The organism is Cupriavidus sp. U2 (genome assembly GCF_009663685.2).
GTDB classification, from domain to species: domain Bacteria; phylum Pseudomonadota; class Gammaproteobacteria; order Burkholderiales; family Burkholderiaceae; genus Cupriavidus; species Cupriavidus necator_C.
Map to the genome: position 1 here is coordinate 19,703 of NZ_RCOG02000034.1, position 21,419 is coordinate 41,121.

A 21,419-nucleotide genomic window follows, 5' to 3' on the forward strand; every position below is an offset into this window, starting at 1 on the left:
GCAACTCATGCAAAAGGCTAACGGCCAGCGGCTGTACATCCAGGAAGTTTCTGTGCGCGACGGATTCCAGATCGAGTCTCGCTTCGTGCCCACCGAACAGAAAATTGACCTGATCAATGGCTTGAGCCGCACAGGACTGGCCAAGATAGAGGTCACATCGTTCACCTCGCCCAAGGCCATCCCGGCGCTGGCGGATGCCGAAGCCGTGATGCGAGGGATCGAACGGATTCCCGGCGTTGAATACGCCGCACTGGTGCCCAACATTCGCGGCGCTGAGCGCGCGCTCGACTGCGGCGTCGACGAACTGAATCTCGTAATGTCTGCGAGTGAGACACACGACGCCGCCAACCTGCGGATGACCCCTGCGCAGTCGTTGGCGCAGTTTGCCGAAATCGTGAGGCTGGTGGACGGCCGTAAGCAGGTCAACGCCTCGTTGTCCACGGCCTTCGGCTGTCCGTTCGAAGGTGACGTGCCGGACGCGGTCCTGCTGGCGCTCGTAGAGCGCATCGCAGGGCTGGGCATCGCGCGCGTGACGCTGTGCGATACGACCGGCATGGCCCATCCGGGGCAGGTGGAGCGCCTCTGCCGGGCGGTGAAGACTGGTTGGCCGCAACTGACCTTGACGGCGCATTTTCATGACACCCGTGCCATGGGACTGGCGAATGCGTTGGCGGCGCTCGAGGCCGGCATCGACCGCTTCGATGCCTCCCTCGGCGGGCTGGGGGGCTGTCCCTTCGCGCCGGGCGCCAGCGGGAACGTCTGCACCGAAGACTTGGTTCACATGTTCGAGGCCATGGGCTATCGCACCGGCGTCAATCTGGAAGCGCTGCTGGCGCAGGCGCGCCGCATGCCTGAGATCGTCGGCCACGATGTGCCCGGGCAGGTCATGAAGGCGGGTCCATCGAGTCGGCGGTATCCCGTACCGGATGGCGTGCACTCACGCGAACCGCAGCAGCGCCTGGCCGGCGTGGGTTGCCTTGCCGGAAGCCCGGCCAGTCCGGTCCTGAGGGGAACGTAATGGCCGCCGCGACACTTTTCGAAAAGCTGTGGCAACGGCATGTGGTGCACGAGCCCGAGGCCGGCCCTCCGCTGCTGTACATGGACCGCCATCTGGTCTACGAGGTCACCAGCCCGCAGGCGTTTGAGGGGTTGCGCATGGGCAAGCGCAGGCTGTGGCGTCCGCAAACGGTACTGGCGACCGCGGACCACAACGTGCCGACGACATCGCGCTCCGTGGGCATCATAGATCCCTTGTCGCGTATCCAGGTCGAACAGCTCAGCCGCAACTGCAAGGAGTTCGGTGTCACCGAGTTCGGACTCTCGGACCCCCGTCAGGGCATCATCCATGTCGTCGGTCCGGAACAGGGCGCAACCTTGCCGGGAATGACCGTTGTCGCCGGCGACTCGCATACCAGCACGCATGGCGCCTTCGCCGCCCTGGCCTTTGGTGTCGGTACTTCCGAGGTCGAGCATGTGCTCGCGACGCAGTGCCTGTCCGTCAACCCGATGAAGCCCATGCTCGTGCGCATTGAGGGAGCACTGGCGCCTGGCGTAACGGCCAAGGACTTGATCTTGGACGTGATCGGCCGCATCGGCACGGCAGGCGGAACCGGCTACGCCATCGAGTTTGGCGGTGGCGCGGTTCGCGCCTTGTCCATGGAAGGCCGAATGACTTTGTGCAACATGGCGATCGAAGCAGGCGCTCGCGTTGGATTGGTCGCGGTCGATCAAAAAACGATCGACTACCTGAAAGGGCGTCCGTACGCGCCGCGCGGCGAGCGATGGGAGCAGGCGGTGGCGTACTGGCGCACACTGGTCAGCGACGAGGGTGCGCACTTCGACAGAACGCTTGAGATCGATGCGGCTCTTGTGCAACCCATGGTGACTTGGGGCACATCGCCCGAAATGGTGCAGCCGATCGGCGGCCAGGTGCCCGATCCTGCGCGTGAACCGGACCCTGTCAAGCGCTCCGGAATGGCCAATGCGCTGGCGTACATGGCAATCGAGCCGGGCATGCCAATCAAGGCCATTCAGCCGGACAAGGTGTTCATCGGATCGTGCACCAATGCCCGCATCGAGGATCTGCGCGCTGCGGCCGCCGTGCTGAAGGGCGGACATATTGCTCCCACGATCAAGCTAGCCCTCGCGGTCCCGGGCTCGGGGTTGGTCAAGGCGCAGGCCGAAGCCGAAGGCCTTGACCGCGTGTTCACCGACGCGGGTTTCGAATGGCGTGAACCGGGCTGTTCGATGTGCTTGGGTATGAACGAAGACCGGCTGGCGCCCGGAGAGCGCTGTGCCTCCACCTCGAACCGCAATTTCGAGGGCCGTCAGGGGGCGGGAGGGCGTAGCCATCTCGTGAGTCCGGCAATGGCGGCGGCGGCCGCAGTTGCGGGCCACTTCGTTGATGTCCGTAAGGAGTTCAGCTGATGGAACCTTTTACGTTTCTCGACGGCATCGTGGTGCCGCTGAATCGCGCCAACGTCGACACGGACGCCATCATCCCGAAGCAGTTCATGAAGTCGATACGACGCACAGGCTTCGGGGGCAATCTGTTCGACGAATGGCGCTATTTGGACAAGGGCGAGCCCGGGCAGGATTGCGCCGCGCGGCCGACGAACCCGGCTTTCGTGCTGAACCAGCCCCGCTACCAAGGTTCCTCCATCCTGTTGGCGCGAGCGAACTTCGGCTGCGGCTCCAGCCGCGAACACGCGCCGTGGGCGCTGCACGACTATGGCATTCGTGCGCTCATCGCCCCCAGCTTTGCCGACATCTTCTACGGCAACTGCTTGAAGAACGGCATGTTGCCCATCGTGCTGCCCGAGGTTGAGGTGCAGTATCTGTTCGAACAGGTAAAGAGCCAGCCTGGTTACCGCCTGCGCATCAACCTCGAGAGACAGTCTATCGAAGCACCGATCGGCCCTGCTCTCGGCTTCGAGTTCGATCCGTTTCGCAAACGCTGTCTGCTCAACGGCATCGACGACATCAGCCTGACGCTGGAGCATGACGCGGAGATTCGCCGCTACGAGGCTAGGCGGCAATTGGCGGAGCCATGGGTATTTGGAGGGGCTTGAAAAAGCTGGCAATTTCATTCATCAAGCCCAAGAGGATCAACCGTGACCATCGTTCTTCAAATTCAGAGCTCGTTCAGAGCTCGTGCGCAATGTGCTGCGGCACCTTACCAGCATAACCGTCTTACTGGCGACAGTCGTCATCACGGTGCCTGCGGACTCGGCAGAACAGTTTCCCACCAAACCGATCAAGATCCTGGTCGGCAGCCCGGCAGGCAACCTTTCTGACGTGCCTGCTCGTTTCATCGTGCAGAAGGTACCCTTTCCACTGAAGGAACACAACCCATGCCCCAATTCACCCTGCGCCAGAAATTCTTGTTCGGCATAGTCGCCGTGCTCACGGTGTCGCTGCTGGTGATGCTGGGGGGGCGATTCCTCGGCAAGGCCGCGCGCTTCCACCACCTGGAGCGAGACCATCTCAACGTGGTCATGCAGATAGAGCTCGCCATGCAGCGGGCGAGTTCGGGTGACACGGCCCCGGCGGTTGGCAAGGACCTGCTGCTCAAGCCGATCGAGCACGGGCAGTGGCTTGCCGCGCAGGTCGATGTGGAGTTGTTCAAGGTCGAACAGGGGCTGTTCCGCCTGCTCGGCTTCAATGACGTCATTGACTTGCCGCGCAAGGGCATTGACGATCTGGAGCGCATGAAGAAAATCATCGAGCTCGAGCCTGGCAGCACCGTGAGCCCGGCGCTGGTCGAGCGGCTGCGGCCCGACATGGCGGTGGTACAGGAAAACGCCGACCGTTTCGCCCCGCTGGTGGCCGAGGCGGTCGGCTTCATCAAGGCGCTTGTCTTCAGCATCAACCTGCTGGGCGGTCTGGTGCTGCTGGCCTCCTTTTGGGCTATCCGCAAAGCGGTGCTCGGGCCGCTGGAGGAGGCGCTGCGGCTGGCGGGCCAGATTGCCCAGGGCGACCTCACGGGGCAGATCGTGACGCGTTCGAACGACGAAGTCGGCCAATTGATAACCGCCCTGGCGGACATGCAGGGCAGCCTGTCCAGCATGGTGGCCCATGTGCGCCAGAACGCCGAGAGCCTGGAGGCGGCCAGTTCCGAGATTGCCCAGGGCAACCACGACCTGTCGGCGCGCACCGAAAGCCAGGCCAGCTCCCTGGAAGAAACCGCCGCCAGCATGGAGGAGTTGGGCTCCACTGTGCGCCAGAACGCCGACAACGCGCGCCATGCGAACCAGCTCGCGCAAAGCGCCAGCACCGTGGCCGTCCAAGGCGGTGAAGCCGTGGCCCAGGTGGTCAACACCATGACAGGCATCAACGAAAGCTCCCGCAAGATCGCCGACATCATCAGCGTCATTGACGGCATCGCCTTCCAGACCAACATTCTGGCCCTGAATGCCGCCGTCGAGGCCGCCCGAGCGGGCGAACACGGTCGCGGCTTTGCCGTGGTGGCCACCGAAGTGCGCAGCCTGGCCCAGCGCAGCGCCGAGGCCGCCAAGGAAATCAAGACCCTGATCAACGACAGCGTGGGCCGGGTCGAGCAAGGCAGCGCCTTGGTGGACCAGGCCGGCACCACTATGAGAGAGGTCGTGGACAGCATTCGGCGCGTGACCGACATCATGGGCGAGATCAGCGCGGCCAGCACCGAGCAGAGCCAGGGAGTAGCGCAGGTGGGCGAGGCCGTCACCAATATGGACCAGGCAACGCAACAGAACGCGGCGCTGGTCGAGCAGATGGCCGCCGCGGCCTCCAGACTGAAGGGTCAGTCCGAAGAGCTGGTGCAGACGGTGGCGGTGTTCAAACTGGCGGACGATGGCAGTTCCGACCCGGCTGCCTACGCACAAGACCAGTCGCATGGGAGAACTGCGCCGCACCGGTTGGCAGACCACCGACATCCTGATCCTCAGCCATGGCCGACCGCGGCAGTCAATATGGGTTTGCTGGAAGCTTATGCTTCAGAGAAAAGCTCGACGAACAACTGACGTAGCCACATGTTGCCCGGATCCCGGTTGTACTTGGCATGCCAAAACAGGTTGATGGCGATGTCGGGCAGCTTGGCCGGGTGCGGGGATGTCGTCAGACCAAAAGGCACTTCGCAGCGAACGGCAAAACGCTGCGGCACGGTCGCGATGAGGTCGGTGCTGTGCAGAATGGGGCCGATCGCAATGAAATGCGGCACCACCAGCCGCATGCGCCTTTTGATGCCTGCGCGTTCGAGCAGGCCATCGACCTCACCGTGTCCGGTGTTGAGTGCGACCACGCCGACATGCTCCAGTTCACTGAACTGTTTCAGGCTCATGGGGGATTTGGCGCTTGGATGGTCCTTGCGGAACATGCATACGTAGCGGTGGCGAAAGAGGCGCCGCTGGAAGAATCCGGTCTGTAGCTCTGGCAGAAGACCCAAGGCGAGATCAACCGCACCGGACTCCATATCCTCCTTCAGATTGCCAGCATTCGGGCGCAGCGTGCTGATCTGGATGTGAGGAGCTCGTTGCGCAAGCGCTTCCATCAGTGGGGGCATGAAGTACATCTCGCCGATGTCGGTCATTGCCAAGTTGAAGGTGCGCGTGCTGGCAAATGGGTCGAAAGAGTCACGGGTCGTCAGTGCCGTCTGCAGCGTGTTGAGCGCATAGATCACGGGCTCCGCAAGATGCAGTGCATACGGTGTCGGCTCCATGCCTTTTGAGGTGCGCAAGAACAAATCGTCCTTTAGCGCCGCACGCAGCCGTTTAAGTGAATTGCTGACGGCAGGCTGCGTCAGCCCCAGTTTTTCGCCGGCCGTCGATACGCTCCGGTCGAGCAGTAGCTGGTTGAAGACCACCAGCAGATTCAAGTCGATGTCGCGCAGATCCATGATGCCTCACCATTATTCATGCTGGTGATTTTAACTATCAGACTTGATCTATAGCGCTATACCGATCGACGCGCCAGAATCGCAGCCATTCGGAGACAACTGAAAAAAGAGCTTGCATGGAACTGGTAGTAGAACCCCTCAATTTGCATCTGAACGCGGAGACCGGCAGCACCCTGCTTGACGTGCTCAGGTCCAACGAGGTCCCCATTTCTTATAGCTGCATGTCGGGCCGCTGCGGCACTTGCCGTTGCCGTGTGATTGCCGGCCATCTTCGCGATAACGGCCCCGAGACAGGGCGCCCGCAGGCAGGAAAGGGAACCTACGTTCTGGCCTGTCAGGCGGTTCTGACCGAAGACTGCACGATCGAGATTCCTGAATCTGACGAGATCGTGGTTCACCCGGCGCGCATCGTCAAGGGGACGGTCACAGCGATAGACGAAGCCACCCATGACATCCGGCGCCTGCGCATCAAACTGGCCAAACCGCTTGAGTTCAGCCCTGGCCAGTACGCAACGGTGCAGTTCACGCCCGAATGCGTCCGCCCCTATTCGATGGCCGGGCTGCCTAGCGATGCGGAAATGGAGTTTCAGATTCGCGCGGTTCCGGGCGGGCATGTCAGCAACTACGTTTTCAATGAACTGTCCGTAGGCGCTTCGGTGCGGATCAGCGGCCCCCTCGGAACGGCCTATCTGCGGCGCACGCACACCGGCCCCATGCTTTGTGTGGGGGGTGGAACAGGTCTGGCGCCCGTCCTTTCGATCGTTCGAGGCGCACTGGAAAGCGGGATGAGCAACCCCATCCATCTGTACTTCGGTGTGCGGAGCGAGCAGGACATCTATGACGAGGAACGCCTTCACGCATTGGCTGCAAGGTTTCCGAATCTCAAGGTGAATGTCGTTGTTGCAACAGGCCCTGCCGGCCCTGGTCGTCGATCCGGCCTGGTCACCGATCTGATCGGCCGTGACTTGCCCAATTTGGCGGGATGGCGCGCCTACCTGTGTGGCGCTCCGGCCATGGTCGAGGCCCTGAACCTGCTCGTTGCTCGCCTAGGCATAGTACCCGGGCACATCCATGCCGATGCGTTCTATCCCAGCGGCGTCTGAGCGAAGGCACCATGCGAACCCAATTCAACCCAAGGATACCAAGCCATGAGTGAACCCCAACGATTAAAACCCGTGTTTCCCCAAGATCCGAAATGGCCGGGCGAAGGTAGCAGCCGCGTTCCCTTCTGGGCCTACACCCGCGAAGACCTGTACAAGCGCGAATTGGAGCGCCTGTTCTATGCAAACCACTGGTGCTATGTAGGCCTGGAAGCCGAGATTCCGAATCCAGGCGACTTCAAGCGAACGGTGATCGGTGAGCGCTCGGTCATCATGGTGCGTGATCCGGATGGCGGCATCAACGTGGTGGAGAACGTCTGCGCCCACCGTGGCATGCGCTTTTGCCGCGAGCGCCACGGCAACGCCAAGGACTTCTTCTGCCCCTACCACCAGTGGAACTACAGCCTCAAGGGTGACCTGCAGGGCGTGCCCTTCCGCCGTGGCGTCAAGCAGGACGGCAAGGTCAACGGCGGCATGCCCAAGGACTTCAAACTCGAAGAACACGGCCTGACCAAGCTCAAGGTGGCCGCCCGAGGCGGTGCAGTGTTTGCCTCTTTTGACCACGATGTCGAGCCCTTCGAGGAGTTCCTGGGCCCAACCATCCTGCATTACTTCGACCGCGTCTTCAACGGCCGCAAGCTCAAGATCCTGGGCTACCGCCGCCAGCGCATCCCGGGCAACTGGAAGCTGATGCAGGAGAACATCAAGGACCCCTACCACCCGGGCCTGCTGCACACCTGGTTCTCGACCTTCGGGCTCTGGCGCGCCGACAACAAGTCGGAACTGAAGATGGACGCCAAGTTCCGCCACGCCGCAATGATCTCCACGCGCGGTCAGGGCGGCAAGAACGAGGAGGTCGTGTCCGGCGTGGACAGCTTCAAGGAACAGATGAAGGTGAACGACCCGCGCCTGCTCGACATCGTGCCCGAGCCCTGGTGGGGCGGTCCGACTGCGGTGATGACCACGATCTTCCCCAGCGTGATCATCCAGCAGCAGGTCAACAGCGTATCGACCCGCCACATCCAGCCCAACGGTCACGGCTCCTTCGATTTCGTCTGGACCCACTTCGGCTTCGAGGACGACAACGAGGAGTGGACCCAGCGCCGCCTGATCCAGGCCAACCTGTTCGGGCCGGCGGGCTTCGTGTCGGCCGATGACGGCGAGGTGATCGAGTGGTCGCAGGAAGGCTTTGAGCAAAAACCGACGCACCGCACCGTGATCGAGATGGGCGGTCACGAAATCGGCGACACGGACCACATGGTCACCGAGACGCTGATCCGCGGCATGTACGACTACTGGCGCAAGGTGATGGGGGAATAAACATGGTCGACTTCAAAACCTATTTCGAACTGCTGAACCTGTACAGCGACTACGCCATGGTGTGCGACTCCGCCAATTGGGAGAAGTGGCCTGATTTCTTCATCGAGACCGGCACCTACCGCCTGCAGCCGCGCGAGAACTTTGAGCAGGGCCTGCCGCTGTGCCTGCTGGCGCTGGAGAGCAAGGCAATGATCCGCGACCGGGTGTACGGCGTCAAGGAAACCATGTACCACGACCCCTACTACCAGCGCCACATCGTGGGCACGCCGCGCGTGCTGTCAGTGGAGCGTGACGCGGATGGCGAGCGCATCACCGCCGAAGCCAGCTATGCCGTGATTCGCACCAAGTACGACGGCGATTCCACGATTTTCAACGCCGGCTATTACCGAGACGTGATCGTGCGCACGCCCGAGGGCCTCAAGCTGAAGTCGCGCCTGTGCGTTTACGACAGCGAAATGATCCCCAACTCTGTGATCTATCCAATCTGAGGCGACGCACATGACTCAGAACTGGATTGATGCAGCTTGTCTTGACGACATCCCTGAAGGCGATGTGGTCGGCGTCAAAGTTAACGGCAAGGAAATTGCGCTCTACGAGGTCGAGGGGGAGATTTATGCCACCGATAACCTGTGCACGCACGGCGCTGCGCGCATGAGCGATGGCTTTCTCGAAGGCCGGGAAATTGAATGCCCTCTGCACCAAGGTCGATTTGATGTCTGCACAGGCAAAGCCTTGTGCACCCCCCTGACAAAGGACATCAAAACCTACCCCGTCAAAATTGAAAACATGCGCGTGATGCTCAAAATGGAGTAAGACTGCTTTCAATCAGGAGGCTGAATTCGGACCAATCAACCAAACCATCCAATCCACCCATTAGCCAAAAAACGGAGACATTAATCATGATTTATGAAAATTTGGTGAGTGAAGCAGGGCTGACGCAAAAGCACCTGATTCATGGCGACAAAGAACTTTTCCAGCACGAATTGAAGACCATCTTCGCGCGAAACTGGCTTTTTCTGACCCATGACAGCTTGATTCCCTCCCCCGGCGACTATGTCACAGCCAAAATGGGTGTCGATGAAGTCATCGTCTCCCGCCAGAACGATGGCTCGGTGCGAGCCTTTTTGAATGTTTGCCGTCACCGGGGCAAGACACTAGTTCACGCTGAAGCCGGAAATGCGAAAGGCTTTGTGTGCAGTTACCACGGCTGGGGCTTTGGCTCCAACGGCGAACTGCAAAGCGTTCCCTTTGAAAAAGAGTTGTACGGCGATACGATCAAAAAGAAGTGCCTGGGCTTGAAAGAAGTCCCCCGCATCGAAAGCTTTCATGGCTTCATTTACGGTTGTTTTGATGCAGAGGCCCCCACGCTTGTCGATTATCTGGGTGATGCAGCCTGGTACTTAGAACCCATCTTCAAGCACTCTGGTGGCCTGGAACTTGTAGGCCCCCCCGGCAAAGTGGTGATCAAGGCCAACTGGAAGGCTCCTGCGGAAAACTTTGTGGGTGACGCGTACCACGTTGGTTGGACGCACGCATCGTCTTTGCGCTCAGGTCAGTCGATATTTACCCCTCTTGCGGGCAACGCTATGCTTCCACCCGAAGGCGCGGGCTTACAAATGACCAGCAAGTATGGCAGTGGAATGGGCGTATTGTGGGACGGCTACTCCGGTGTCCACAGTGCTGACCTGGTTCCCGAAATGATGGCATTCGGCGGCGCAAAACAGGAAAAACTCGCCAAGGAAATCGGCGATGTCCGGGCACGGATTTACCGCAGCCATCTAAACTGCACGGTTTTCCCGAACAACAGCATTTTGACCTGCTCCGGTGTCTTCAAGGTCTGGAACCCGATCGATGAAAACACGACCGAGGTTTGGACGTATGCCATCGTAGAAAAAGACATGCCTGAGGACTTAAAGCGTCGCTTGGCTGACGCGGTTCAGCGCACTTTCGGACCAGCAGGATTCTGGGAAAGCGACGACAACGACAACATGGAGACGGAGTCGCAAAATGCCAAGAAATACCAATCCAGCAACAGTGATCTGATTGCCAATTTGGGTTTCGGCAAGGACGTCTACGGCGACGAATGCTATCCGGGCGTCGTTGCCAAATCGGCAATCGGCGAAACCAGCTATCGCGGATTCTACCGTGCCTACCAGGCTCACATCAGCAGCTCCAATTGGGCCGAGTTCGAAAACACCTCCCGAAATTGGCACACCGAACTCACCAAGACGACTGATCGCTAATCCAGGAGCCAACCATGATGATCAATACCCAGGAAGACAAGCTGGTCTCCGCGCACGACGCCGAAGAATTTCATCGTTTCTTCGTCGGGCACGACAGCGATCTGCAGCAAGAAGTCACCACACTCCTGACCCGAGAAGCACATCTGTTGGACATTCAGGCCTACAACGCCTGGCTTGAACACTGCGTTGCCCCCGAGATCAAATACCAAGTGATCTCGCGAGAACTTCGCTCCACTTCCGAGCGTCGATACCAACTGAATGATGCGGTGAACATCTACAACGAGAACTATCAGCACCTGAAAGTTCGAGTTGAGCATCAGATGGACCCGCAGAACTGGGCCAACAGCCCGAAGATCCGTTTCACCCGCTTCGTCACCAATGTCACAGCGGCCAAGGACAAGATCGTACCGGATCTGCTGCATGTGCGTTCCAACCTCATTCTCCACCGCGCCAGACGCGGCAATCAAGTTGACGTCTTCTATGCAACGCGGGAAGACAAATGGAAACGCATCGAAGGTGGTGGCATCCAACTGGTGGAACGTCTTGTGGACTACCCGGAGCGCATTCTCCAGACCCACAATCTGATGACCTTCCTGTGAACCCTGGGGATGCCTGCCTTGATGGCGGTCATCCTTGATTGTTTTAAACAGAAATTTATTGCCATGAACATACAGCAAGTTATTGCCATTACTGGCGCCGGTTCAGGCATCGGGCTGGAACTGGTTCGATCCTTCAAAGCAGCTGGCTATTGCGTGTCCGCACTTGTTCGCAACGAGGAACAAGAGGCGGGCCTTCGCAGTGAATTCAAAGATGCCATTGAGATCGTAGCGGGCGATGTTCGTGATCACGCCACCAATGAAAAGCTGGTCAACAAGGCGGTCGCCAGGTTCGGACACCTCGACTGCTTCATCGGAAATGCCGGGATATGGGATTACATGCTGGGCGTCGACGAGCCATGGGAGAAATTATCCGGCAGTTTCGAGGAGATATTTGATATCAACGTCAAAAGCTATTTCAGCGGCATCAGCGCGGCCTTGCCGGAACTCAAAAAAACGAACGGATCGGTCGTAGTGACGGCTTCCGTTTCTTCCTATGCGGCCGGCGGCGGCGGCTCTTGCTACATTGCCAGCAAGCATGCAGTGCTGGGTATGGTCAAGGCGTTGGCCTACGAATTGGCCCCGCACATCCGGGTCAATGGCGTTGCGCCAGGTGGTACGGTCACTTCTTTGGCTGGGCCGGCAAGCGCCGGTTTCGACAAAACCAAAATGAAAGACATGCCCGGCATCGATGACATGATCAAGGGCCTGACCCCCTTGGGGTTCGCAGCAAGGCCCGAGGACGTGGTGGCACCGTATCTTTTGCTGGCCTCCCGGGAACAAGGGAAGTTCATCACTGGCACCGTAATCGGCATTGATGGCGGCATGGCGCTCGGTCGAAAGTGAATTTTCAATCAAATCAGATTTTTCAACCCCATTCCCAGGAGACAACCCATGAAGACGAAATTGTTCATCAACAACACCTGGAGCGCTTCGAGTGACAAAAAGTCATTCGATCGCAAGCACCCTGTCAGTGGCGAGGTCGTGACCCAATGCGCGAACGCCACGGTGGACGATGCGGTCAATGCGGCTCGAGCCGCTCAAGAGGCGTTCAAGTCCTGGAAGGCCGTCGGACCCTCGGAGCGGCGGCGCCTTCTTTTGAAGGTGGCAGACGTCATGGAGAGCAAAACGCCCGAGTTCATCGAAGTGATGGCCAAGGAAGTGGGAGCCTCCGCGCTGTGGGCGGGGTTCAACGTGCACCTGTCGGCCAATGTATTCCGGGAAGCCGCCTCACTGGCCACCCAAATTCAAGGCGAAACCATTCCGACGGACAAGCCTGACACCCTGTCAATGACGCTGCGTCAGCCTGTCGGCCCCATCTTGAGCATCGTTCCCTGGAACGGCACCGCCGTGCTCGCGGCGCGGGCCATCGCTTATCCGCTGGTCTGCGGCAATACCGTTGTGTTCAAAGGCTCCGAGTTCAGCCCCGGTACGCACGCTTTGATCACCAAGTGCCTGCAGGAGGCCGACCTGCCTGCTGGCGTGCTCAACTATCTGAACTCCTCCCCGGACCGGTCGCCCGATATTGCAGATGCGCTGATTTCGTCTAAAGAGATTCGTCGCATCAACTTCACAGGCTCCACTCGCGTGGGGCGCATCATCGCCCAGAAATCGGCCCAGCATCTCAAGCGCTGCTTGCTGGAGTTGGGTGGAAAGTCCCCGCTGATCGTTCTGGACGACGCTGACATCGACGCGGCAGTCAAGGCCGCGGTGTTCGGCAGCTTCCTGTTCCAAGGCCAGATCTGCATGTCCACCGAACGCCTGGTGGTCGACGAAAAGATCGCGGACGAATTTGTCGCGAAGTTCGTCGAGAAAACCAAGCAGTTGAGCGCAGGCGATCCATGCGTCACAGGGGACTGCATCATCGGCCCGATGGTGTCGCCCAACTCGGGTGACCGAATCAATGGTCTGTTCAAAGATGCCATCAGCAAGGGCGCCAAGGTCGTGTGCGGCGGCATCGCCGAGGGTGCGGTCATGCCCGCCACGATCTTGGACCACGTGACAGCCGACATGCAGATCTACGATGAGGAAACCTTCGGTCCCATCACTGTGGTTATCCGGTGCAAGAGCGAAGCGGACGCCATCCGCATTGCCAATGACAGCGCCTACGGCCTGTCATCGGGCGTGTTTGGCCGGGACGTGAACCGGGCTCTGCGCGTGGGCATGGCGATCGAATACGGCTCGGTCCATATCAACGGCTCCACCGTACAGAACGAGGCTCAGGCGCCTTATGGCGGAACAAAGGCCACCGGTTATGGCCGCTTCGACGGACGCGCGGTGATCGACGAGTTCACGGAACTCAAGTGGCTGACCATTGAACCATTCGAGCAGCAGTATCCCTTCTAAGCTGAAGCAACAAAGGAGTTAAACCATGAACAAGCCAGCAACTGTCATTGAATTGGGGTACATGGGCATTTCGGTCAAGGATCCCGCAGCGTGGAAATCCTTTGCCGCAAACATGCTGGGACTTCAAGTCCTCGATGAGGGTGACAAGGATCGCTTCTATCTGCGAATGGACAATTGGCACCATCGGATCGTGGTTCATCACAACGGTCAAGATGACCTTGAATACCTGGGCTGGCGTGTCGCCGGTCAACCGGAATTCGAGGCATTGGGTCAAAAGCTCGTGGACGCAGGCTACAAAGTCCGCGTGTGCGACAAAGCCGAAGCACAAGAACGGATGGTGCTGGGCCTGATGAAGACAGAAGATCCGGGGGGCAACCCGACCGAGATTTTCTGGGGACCCCGGATTGACCTGAACAACCCCTTCCATCCCGGTCGTCCCTTGCACGGGAAATTTCTAACCGGTGATCAGGGCCTGGGCCACTGCATCGTGCGTCAGAACGATGTTGAAGCGGCACGTAAGTTCTATAGCTTGCTGGGATTTCGTGGAGATGTCGAGTACCGCCTTCCTTTGCCCAACGGCATGACGGCTGAGTTGACGTTCATGCATTGCAATGCTCGCGATCATTCCATCGCTTTCGGTGCAATGCCTGCGGCCAAGCGCCTCAATCATCTGATGATTGAATACACTCATATCGAAGATTTGGGTTGCACACACCAGCTTTTCACGAAGGAAAAGATTGACATTGCCTTGCAATTGGGCATCCATTCCAACGATAAGGCGCTGACGTTCTACGGGGCAACACCTTCCGGCTGGCTGATAGAACCTGGGTGGCGAGGCGCCCCCGCCATTGCTGAATCGGAATATTACGTCGGCGACATTTTCGGCCACACCATCGAGGCCACCGGTTATGGATTGGACGTCAAACTGAGCTAGCCATGTAACAGATGCGAAATCGATCGCATCTGTTTTCCCCATTCAGTTCCATATAAAAAAAAGGAGACAATGATGATCAAAGAAGCCATTTCCCTCGCAGGACTTGGGATGCTGATGCTCAGCACCGCATATGCCGAGGATTCCCGTTGGTCATATCGCATCGGCGCCACCAACGTAGCCTTCGATGCGAGCGCCAAAGTTTCGATTGACGGAACAAGGGTGCCGGGTGGAAGCGCTGACGCCAGTGACAACAACGCTTTGACATTTGACTTCGGTTACATCATTAACGATAACTGGAACGCGCGATTAATTGTTGGCATTCCACCCACCACAAAAGTGACGGGCGCAGGCACGCTGCCTCCGATTTTGCTGGGCCGTGTCCAATATGCTCCTGCAGTTTTGTCGGCGACCTACAACCTGCCACAGATGGGATTGGTTCGCCCGTACGTGGGGGCGGGGATCAACTACACTCGAATTCTGAAAAGCAAAGATGCCAATCTGACCTCATTCGATGCAGATCATGCGTGGGCACTTGTGCTCCACATCGGTGCAGAAGCGAACATCAACCGCGACTGGTTCGTCAGCTTTGATATCCGAAAACTTTATCTAAAAACAGATGCATCGGGGTTTCTTGGGCCTCAAGTTGCTACAGCCCGCGTAACGTTGAATCCGCTGCTGACGTCGATTGCGATTGGCCGGAGATTCTGATCGGTCCACATTGATTCCAAAATTCTGTTTGCATCACCATTTTCAAAGGAAATTTGAATGACAAGAAAGACGAGCAAAGCGGTGCGCCTGACCGCCGCGGATATTCAAGGCGCATGGGTCATCATGCCGACCCCGTCCACGCCGGATGCCTCGGACTGGCGCAGCACGCACACGGTCGATCTCGACGAGACGGCCCGGATTGTCGAGGAGTTGATTGCGGCCGGCGTCAATGGCATTCTGAGCCACGGCACCTTTGGCGAATGCGCGACGCTGACGTGGGAGGAGAAGCGGGATTTTGTTTCAACGGTCGTGGAAACCGCGCGCGGTCGAGTGCCCTACTTCTGCGGCACAACGGCCTTGAATACCCGTGAAGTCATACGCCAGACCCGCGAATTGATCGACATTGGCGCCCAAGGAACAATGCTCGGCGTGCCGATGTGGGTGAAGATGGATCTGCCTACTGCCGTGCAATTTTATCGCGATGTGGCGGAAGCAGTGCCAGATGCAGCCATCGCTGTCTACGCCAACCCGGAGGCTTTCAAATTTGATTTTCCTCGCCCGTTTTGGGCCGAAATGTCCAAAATCCCGCAGGTTGTCACAGCCAAGTACTTGGGCATCGGGATGCTGGACTTGGATCTGAAATTGGCCCCAAATATTCGCTTCCTTCCGCATGAGGATGACTACTACGCTGCGGCCCGGATCAATCCCGAGCGCATGACTGCTTTCTGGTCTAGCGGTTCCATGTGCGGCCCAGCGACCGCCCTTGTGCTGCGCGATGAGGTGGTAAAGGCCAAAAATACAGGTGATTGGGCCAAGGCCAAGGCTATTTCAGATGACATGCGCGCAGCCGATGCCACACTGTTTCCACGCGGCGATTTCTCGGAATTCTCAAAATACAACATTGGCCTCGAAAAAGCACGAATGGACGAGGCCGGCTGGCTCAAGGCGGGGCCGTGCCGGCCACCCTATACGCTGGTTCCCGACGAATACCTTGCAGGTGCCCGAAAATCAGGCAAGGCCTGGGCCGCACTGCATACCAAGTATGCCAAGGAATTGAGGAAAACCAAAACGGCAACCAACTCGAAAAAGAAGTAAGTCCAGGCCCTGAGTCAGACATCTCCGATCAGCACAACCTGCTGATCTGGAGGTTTTCTGGATTAGTGCAGTCGGCGAGTTAAAAATATGCCAGTACAGAGTGGAAGCGCCACAAGCGCAGGGTGCACCGATCGCCCTGAAGCAATCTCACACTATTGCCATCTTCTCTTTGTTGGGAGTGCATGATCGTGATGGTCGATTTTTATTTCGATTTTTTGAGCCCATTTTCGTATCTGGCCAACCACCGTTTGTCGGTGCTCGCCGGGCGTTATGGATTCTCCATCCAGTATCACGCCATTGATTTGGCGCGAGCAAAAACGGCCATTGGCAACATCGGGCCATCCAATCGGGACCTCAAGGTCAAGCTTGACTACTTAAAGGTGGATTTGCAGCGATGGGCCGATCTCTATAGGATTCCGTTGGTTTTCCCCCCTAACTTCAACAGCCGCCGGGTGAATGCCGGACTGTATTACCCGGCAGCCAGGGAGCGAGCCGCTGAATATGTTCGCCTTGTTTTCGATTCGGCTTGGGGGAAAGGGTGGGCACTGGATGCTGATAGCTTGCTGGCTGAGGTATGCGACAAGCTAAACTGGGATCTCGGTGAATTTGAAGATTTTTTGAACAGCGAAAATGCCGCCAAGGCATACGACGAAGAGACGCAGGCGGCCATTGACCGAAAGGTTTTCGGGGTTCCCACCGTGTTTTGGGATGATCAAATGTGGTGGGGAAATGACCGCCTTTTCATGCTTGAGAGCAGGTTGCAAAAGGAAACGCAACCATAAATTCTCAGTGCATCGATTTTTCTGATTTTTCAACCACGCCTTGATTTTAAGGAGTCTCATGAAGCTTTATTACAGCCCCGGCGCATGTTCATTGTCGCCTCACATCATCCTTCGTGAAGGTGGATTTGACTTTCAGCTAGAAAAGGTTGATCTCGGCACCAAGGTGACTGAGACTGGTGTTGATTACAAGACCGTCAATCCCGTGGGCAGTGTCCCCGCTTTGCAAATGGATGATGGGCAGGTGCTCACCGAAGGGCCGGCCATCGTTCAATACCTCGCTGACCGTGTGCCAGAAAAATGCCTGGCACCGGCAGCTGGCTCGCTGGAGCGTTACCGACTGATGGAATGGCTGAATTTCATCTCCACCGAATTGCATAAAAGCTTCGGAGCGCTGTTCAGCCCGGTGTTTCCACAGGATGCCAAGCCAGTCATCAAGGCCCAATTGGAAAGCCGTCTTGCCCATACCGAGCAGATGCTCGGTGACAAGGTTTGGGCCATGGGGAACGACTTTTCCGTGGTGGACGCCTACTTGTTTACTGTGCTTGGCTGGGGGGCTTACGTGAATGTGGACCTTTCGCCTTGGCCCGGCCTGCAAGGCTACCTCAACCGCGTGGCTGAACGTCCAGCAGTCCGGGCCACATTGTCGGCTGAAGGTTTGATCTGATTTTTTTAGAGAAATAAATAAAGCATGGCCAGCCTCCATGAGCGGCCAGCCATGCCGCGGGGCAGCCGTGGGCAGCGGCCTCGATCAAATTTCGATGCACACAGATTACGAGCCCCTTTTTCCGACTGCGGTCGGATTCAGAAATTGCCGATACTTGCTTTGGTCTGATCGAAGCGTGAGGGATATCGGCTTCCCCTATCCACATGCTTGATGAAGAGGAGCGTATCACCATGAGTCACGAACTTGGCCGACTGGAAGACCTGCCGCAGGACTACCGAGACGAACTCAAACAACTTAACCTGGTGCCGCTATGGCCCAGCCTACGCGCGGTGCTGCCGCCCAATGTCCCGACCCGCCAGACGCAGCCGACTTACTGGTCCTACCAGACGCTCAAGCCGCTGCTGCTCAAGGCCGGTGAGCTGACCCCCATTGAGAAGGCCGAGCGCCGCGTGCTGGTGCTGGCCAACCCCGGCCACGGCCTGGAGAAGATGCAAGCCAGCGCCGCCATATACCTGGGCATGCAGTTGCTGCTGCCCGGCGAGTGGGCGCCCAGCCACCGCCACACCCCCAACGCGGTGCGCATGATCGTGGAGGGCGAGGGCGCCTACACCACCGTGGATGGCGAGAAGTGCCCCATGAGCCGGGGTGACCTCATCCTCACGCCCACCGGCCTGTGGCACGAGCACGGCCACGACGGCAACGAGCCCGTGGTGTGGCTCGATGTGCTGGACCTGCCGCTGGTGTACTACATGGAGGCCAGCTACCACATCGACGGCGAGCGCCAGCAGGTCGACCCCGGCCGGGGCGACTGCGCCTGGACCCGTGCGGGCGTGGTGCCAACCCCCGTGTTCCAGCGCAGCGACAAGCGCTATCCTCTCTTGCGCTACCCTTGGGCCGACACCCGTGCCGCCCTGCTGTCGCTGGCGGCCGACCAGCCTGAGCAGGAATGCGTGCAGGTCACCTACGTCAACCCCGAAACGGGTGACGACGCCGAGAACATCCTGGGCTTCTACGCCCTGATGCTCAAGCCCGGCCAGACCCTGCGCCTGCCCGTGCGTTCGCCCGCCGTGGTGTTCCACCAGATCGAAGGCCGCAGCGAGGCGCGCATCGCCGAGTCCACCTTCGCCCTGAGGGAAGCCGATACCTGCTGCGCCCCCGGCTACACCGAGGTGACGCTGAAAAACCTCTCAGCCGACCAGCCGTCCTTCATCTTCATGGCCGACGAATCGCCCCTGCACCGCAAGCTGGGCGTCTTTGAAAACCGCGGCTGAGCCGCCGCGAAGCACCACACAACAGGAAAGCAAGTGAGCAACTACCTCTGGAACCCGCCTCCCGTCCAGTCTCTGCCCGTTCGTGGCAAGACCGAGCGCTTCCCCATCAACCGCATCTTCTGCGTCGGCCGCAACTACCACGCCCACGCGGTGGAAATGGGCCGTCCGGTCGACAAAAGCGTCGAACAAGCGTTCTACTTCACCAAATCGCCACAAACCCTGGTGGAAAGTGGTGCGACCGTGGCCTACCCGCCGCGCACCAGCAACTACCACTACGAGATGGAGCTGGTGCTGGCGATCGGCAAGCCCGGCTTCCGCGTCAGCGAAGACCAGGCGCACGAGTTGATTTACGGCTACGCCGCCGGCCTGGACATGACCCGGCGCGACCTGCAACTGGTGGCACGCGACAAGGGCCGCCCCTGGGACACCGGCAAGGACATCGAGGAAGGCTCGGTCTGCTCCGAGATCGTGCCGATGCAAGGCGTGGTGGTGGAGCAGGGCGCGATCGCCCTGGAAGTCAACGGCCAGACCAAACAGTCGTCCAACGTGGACAAGCTGATCTGGAACGTCCGCGAGATCATTGCCGACCTCTCCACCTACTACCACTTGCAACCCGGCGACCTGATTTACACCGGCACGCCCGAAGGCGTGGGCGCCGTGGTGGCGGGTGACAAGATCATCGGCCGTGTGGAAGGCATTGCCGAGATCAGCCTGACCGTCGGCCCGGCCGAGTGAGCCTGCACGCGATGAAGCTGTACAACTTCTGGCGCAGCGGCACGTCACACCGGCTGCGCATCGCGCTCAACCTCAAGGGCGTGCCCTACGAGTACCTGGCCGTGCACCTGGGCAAGGAAGAGCACCTAAAGGACGCCTTCAAGGCGCTGAACCCACAGCAGTTGGTGCCCGCGCTGGACACGGGCGCGCAAGTGCTGATCCAGTCGCCGGCCATCATCGAATGGCTGGAGGAACAGTACCCCACGCCCGCGCTGCTGCCGGCCGACGCCGACGGCCGCCAACGGGTGCGCGCGCTGGCCGCCATCGTGGGCTGCGACATCCACCCCATCAACAACCGCCGCATTCTGGAGTACCTGCGCAAGACGTTCGGCGCCGACGAGGCCGCCATCAACGCCTGGTGTGGCACCTGGATCAGCGCCGGTTTCGATGCCTACGAAGCACTGCTGGCGGTCGACCCGAAGCGCGGCCGCTACAGCTTTGGCGACACACCCACGCTGGCCGACTGCTACCTGGTGCCGCAGGTGGAAAGCGCCCGCCGCTTCCAGGTGGACCTGACGCCCTACCCCCTGATCCGCGCAGTGGACGCGGCCTGCGGCGAGTTGGACGCATTTCGGCGCGCCGCGCCAGCTGCTCAACCTGATTCGGCTTGACGAAAAATACGCCGCCTTCGCCCTAATAAACAGTTCGTAGCCCTGCCCAGTGACAAGTATCAATGAGCAATAGTGAAAATGTAAGGGGAAAGATTATGAAACATATTCTGACCCGACGAGCAGCCCTGAGCACTTTGGGCTCCCTTGGAATCGGGGGCCTTCCGGGCATGAGCTTGGCGCAATCCGGCCCTGGCGTGGCCACGATCGTGATTGGACTCGCCGCAGGCGGAGCGACCGATATGGCTGCCCGCCGGTTGTCTGAGGGAATGCGCGGTGCCTATGCTTCCAGTGTGCTCGTCGACAACCGCACGGGGGCGGGTGGTCGAATTGCGATCCAGCATGTTAAGGCCGCGGCACCAAACGGCGCGACACTTCTGCTGACGCCTGCATCCATGATGACGCTATACCCTCACACGTACAAAGATCTGGGATATGACCCGGTCAAGGACTTTGTGCCGGTCGGTATGGTTTCGACAAGCGAGGTTGGGTTTGCGATCGGGCCCGCTGTCCCGGAATCGGTTGGTAGCCTCAACGACTACTTGGCCTGGATCAAGAGTAACCCTGATTCTGCCACGTTTGGCCATGGTGCCACCGGCTCTGGACCGCATTTCTTGGGCGAGCTGCTCGGGCGGCTTTTGGGCGTGAAAATGGTGCAGACAGGCTTCCGCGGTTCCCAGCCTGCGATTGTGGACCTGTTGGGGGGGCACATCCCGGCGGTGGCCGCGCCCTTGGGTGAGTTCCTCCCTCACATGAAGACCGGCAAGATCCGGGTGCTGGGCGTGACTGGCGCCAACCGCTCTCGTTTCCTGACCAACGTCCCGACCTTCAAGGAGCTCCACATCGCCTTGAGTGAGATGACCGAGTGGTTCGGGGTATTCATGCCCGCAGGCACGCCCGCGCAAGCGGTCCAGCAAGCCAGCGCTGCCATGAAGTCGGCTGTTGCAAACCCGGAACTGGTCAAGGCCTACGCCATGATGGGCATGGAGGCTGGTTGGAGTTCGCCTGAAGGCTTGTCCGATCGATTGAAAAACGACATCAAACGCTGGCAAGCAGTCGCTGAGAAAATTGGTTTTACCGCGCAGTCTTGAGCAGAGGGGGGGCAC

22 protein-coding genes are annotated in these 21,419 nt (G+C 59.2%); 21 read left to right on the top strand and 1 reads right to left on the bottom strand.

Features of this window, described 5'->3' with window-relative positions; genetic code table 11:
• The first annotated feature begins 7 nt into the window (after nt 1-7).
• The 4 genes from D9X30_RS28705 to D9X30_RS29765 all read left to right on the top strand — a co-directional run bounded on the left by D9X30_RS28705 (nt 8) and on the right by D9X30_RS29765 (nt 5,000).
• Nucleotides 8-1,018 carry a hydroxymethylglutaryl-CoA lyase gene (locus tag D9X30_RS28705; protein ID WP_153950172.1) on the top strand — a complete coding sequence of 337 codons (1,011 nt, stop codon included), beginning with the start codon at nt 8-10 and terminating at the stop codon, nt 1,016-1,018.
• On the top strand, nt 1,018-2,427 hold the full coding sequence (gene leuC, locus D9X30_RS28710) for a 3-isopropylmalate dehydratase large subunit (RefSeq protein ID WP_026437491.1): 1,410 nt from the start codon (nt 1,018-1,020) through the stop codon (nt 2,425-2,427). Before D9X30_RS28705 ends, leuC begins: the two co-directional genes overlap by 1 nt.
• Nucleotides 2,427-3,071 (top strand): 3-isopropylmalate dehydratase small subunit, encoded by a 645-nt coding sequence (gene leuD / locus D9X30_RS28715; RefSeq protein WP_026437492.1) that lies wholly within the window; start codon nt 2,427-2,429, stop codon nt 3,069-3,071. The genes leuC and leuD overlap by 1 nt, the downstream gene beginning before the upstream one ends.
• A 282-nt stretch (nt 3,072-3,353) precedes the next feature.
• Nucleotides 3,354-5,000 (top strand): methyl-accepting chemotaxis protein, encoded by a 1,647-nt coding sequence (locus D9X30_RS29765; RefSeq protein WP_080746175.1) that lies wholly within the window; start codon nt 3,354-3,356, stop codon nt 4,998-5,000.
• Here the strand turns inward: D9X30_RS29765 and nagR are convergent.
• A complete protein-coding gene (nagR, locus tag D9X30_RS28725) occupies nt 4,967-5,872 on the bottom strand; it encodes a naphthalene degradation transcriptional regulator NagR (RefSeq protein ID WP_026437493.1) in 906 nt (301 codons plus the stop codon). The two genes, D9X30_RS29765 and nagR, sit on opposite strands and share 34 nt — an antisense overlap.
• Before the next feature lie 116 nt (nt 5,873-5,988).
• Here nagR and nagAa point away from each other — a divergent pair, with 116 nt between their 5' ends.
• The 17 genes from nagAa to D9X30_RS28810 all read left to right on the top strand — a co-directional run bounded on the left by nagAa (nt 5,989) and on the right by D9X30_RS28810 (nt 21,404).
• Nucleotides 5,989-6,975, top strand: a complete 987-nt coding sequence (gene nagAa, locus D9X30_RS28730; RefSeq protein ID WP_032489817.1) for a naphthalene 1,2-dioxygenase/salicylate 5-hydroxylase systems ferredoxin--NAD(P)(+) reductase NagAa — start codon at nt 5,989-5,991, stop codon at nt 6,973-6,975.
• A gap of 45 nt (nt 6,976-7,020) precedes the next feature.
• Complete coding sequence (gene nagG / locus D9X30_RS28735) at nt 7,021-8,292, top strand: salicylate 5-hydroxylase large oxygenase NagG (RefSeq protein WP_026437495.1); 1,272 nt, start codon at nt 7,021-7,023, stop codon at nt 8,290-8,292.
• Between the two features lie 2 nt (nt 8,293-8,294).
• A complete protein-coding gene (gene nagH, locus D9X30_RS28740; protein WP_026437496.1) occupies nt 8,295-8,780 on the top strand; it encodes a dalicylate 5-hydroxylase small oxygenase NagH in 486 nt (161 codons plus the stop codon).
• A 10-nt stretch (nt 8,781-8,790) separates the two neighbouring features.
• Nucleotides 8,791-9,105: a naphthalene 1,2-dioxygenase/salicylate 5-hydroxylase systems ferredoxin NagAb gene (gene nagAb, locus D9X30_RS28745; RefSeq protein WP_026437497.1), complete on the top strand. Its 315-nt coding sequence runs from the start codon at nt 8,791-8,793 to the stop codon at nt 9,103-9,105.
• A gap of 86 nt (nt 9,106-9,191) precedes the next feature.
• Nucleotides 9,192-10,535 carry a naphthalene 1,2-dioxygenase system large oxygenase NagAc gene (nagAc, locus tag D9X30_RS28750; RefSeq protein WP_026437498.1) on the top strand — a complete coding sequence of 448 codons (1,344 nt, stop codon included), beginning with the start codon at nt 9,192-9,194 and terminating at the stop codon, nt 10,533-10,535.
• Nucleotides 10,536-10,549: 14 nt separating this feature from the next.
• Complete coding sequence (gene nagAd, locus D9X30_RS28755; protein ID WP_153950173.1) at nt 10,550-11,134, top strand: naphthalene 1,2-dioxygenase system small oxygenase NagAd; 585 nt, start codon at nt 10,550-10,552, stop codon at nt 11,132-11,134.
• A gap of 63 nt (nt 11,135-11,197) precedes the next feature.
• Nucleotides 11,198-11,977, top strand: a complete 780-nt coding sequence (gene nagB, locus D9X30_RS28760) for a 1,2-dihydroxy-1,2-dihydronaphthalene dehydrogenase NagB (protein ID WP_150564863.1) — start codon at nt 11,198-11,200, stop codon at nt 11,975-11,977.
• 48 nt (nt 11,978-12,025) lie between these two features.
• A complete protein-coding gene (locus D9X30_RS28765) occupies nt 12,026-13,477 on the top strand; it encodes an aldehyde dehydrogenase (RefSeq protein ID WP_153950174.1) in 1,452 nt (483 codons plus the stop codon).
• Nucleotides 13,478-13,502: 25 nt separating this feature from the next.
• Complete coding sequence (nahC, locus tag D9X30_RS28770; RefSeq protein WP_026437502.1) at nt 13,503-14,411, top strand: 1,2-dihydroxynaphthalene dioxygenase; 909 nt, start codon at nt 13,503-13,505, stop codon at nt 14,409-14,411.
• A 72-nt stretch (nt 14,412-14,483) separates the two neighbouring features.
• Nucleotides 14,484-15,119 carry an OmpW/AlkL family protein gene (locus D9X30_RS28775; RefSeq protein ID WP_153950175.1) on the top strand — a complete coding sequence of 212 codons (636 nt, stop codon included), beginning with the start codon at nt 14,484-14,486 and terminating at the stop codon, nt 15,117-15,119.
• Between the two features lie 57 nt (nt 15,120-15,176).
• Nucleotides 15,177-16,214 carry a dihydrodipicolinate synthase family protein gene (locus tag D9X30_RS28780; protein ID WP_032489822.1) on the top strand — a complete coding sequence of 346 codons (1,038 nt, stop codon included), beginning with the start codon at nt 15,177-15,179 and terminating at the stop codon, nt 16,212-16,214.
• Nucleotides 16,215-16,402: 188 nt separating this feature from the next.
• Nucleotides 16,403-16,996 carry a 2-hydroxychromene-2-carboxylate isomerase gene (locus tag D9X30_RS28785; protein ID WP_026437505.1) on the top strand — a complete coding sequence of 198 codons (594 nt, stop codon included), beginning with the start codon at nt 16,403-16,405 and terminating at the stop codon, nt 16,994-16,996.
• A 58-nt stretch (nt 16,997-17,054) separates the two neighbouring features.
• Nucleotides 17,055-17,660, top strand: a complete 606-nt coding sequence (gene gstA / locus D9X30_RS28790; protein ID WP_026437506.1) for a glutathione transferase GstA — start codon at nt 17,055-17,057, stop codon at nt 17,658-17,660.
• Nucleotides 17,661-17,890: 230 nt separating this feature from the next.
• Nucleotides 17,891-18,931 (top strand): cupin domain-containing protein, encoded by a 1,041-nt coding sequence (locus tag D9X30_RS28795; protein WP_228771123.1) that lies wholly within the window; start codon nt 17,891-17,893, stop codon nt 18,929-18,931.
• A gap of 33 nt (nt 18,932-18,964) precedes the next feature.
• Nucleotides 18,965-19,666 carry a fumarylacetoacetate hydrolase family protein gene (locus D9X30_RS28800; RefSeq protein ID WP_026437508.1) on the top strand — a complete coding sequence of 234 codons (702 nt, stop codon included), beginning with the start codon at nt 18,965-18,967 and terminating at the stop codon, nt 19,664-19,666.
• 11 nt (nt 19,667-19,677) lie between these two features.
• On the top strand, nt 19,678-20,316 hold the full coding sequence (gene maiA / locus D9X30_RS28805) for a maleylacetoacetate isomerase (protein WP_026437509.1): 639 nt from the start codon (nt 19,678-19,680) through the stop codon (nt 20,314-20,316).
• A gap of 95 nt (nt 20,317-20,411) precedes the next feature.
• Complete coding sequence (locus D9X30_RS28810; RefSeq protein ID WP_034303884.1) at nt 20,412-21,404, top strand: Bug family tripartite tricarboxylate transporter substrate binding protein; 993 nt, start codon at nt 20,412-20,414, stop codon at nt 21,402-21,404.
• Nucleotides 21,405-21,419 lie beyond the last annotated feature (15 nt).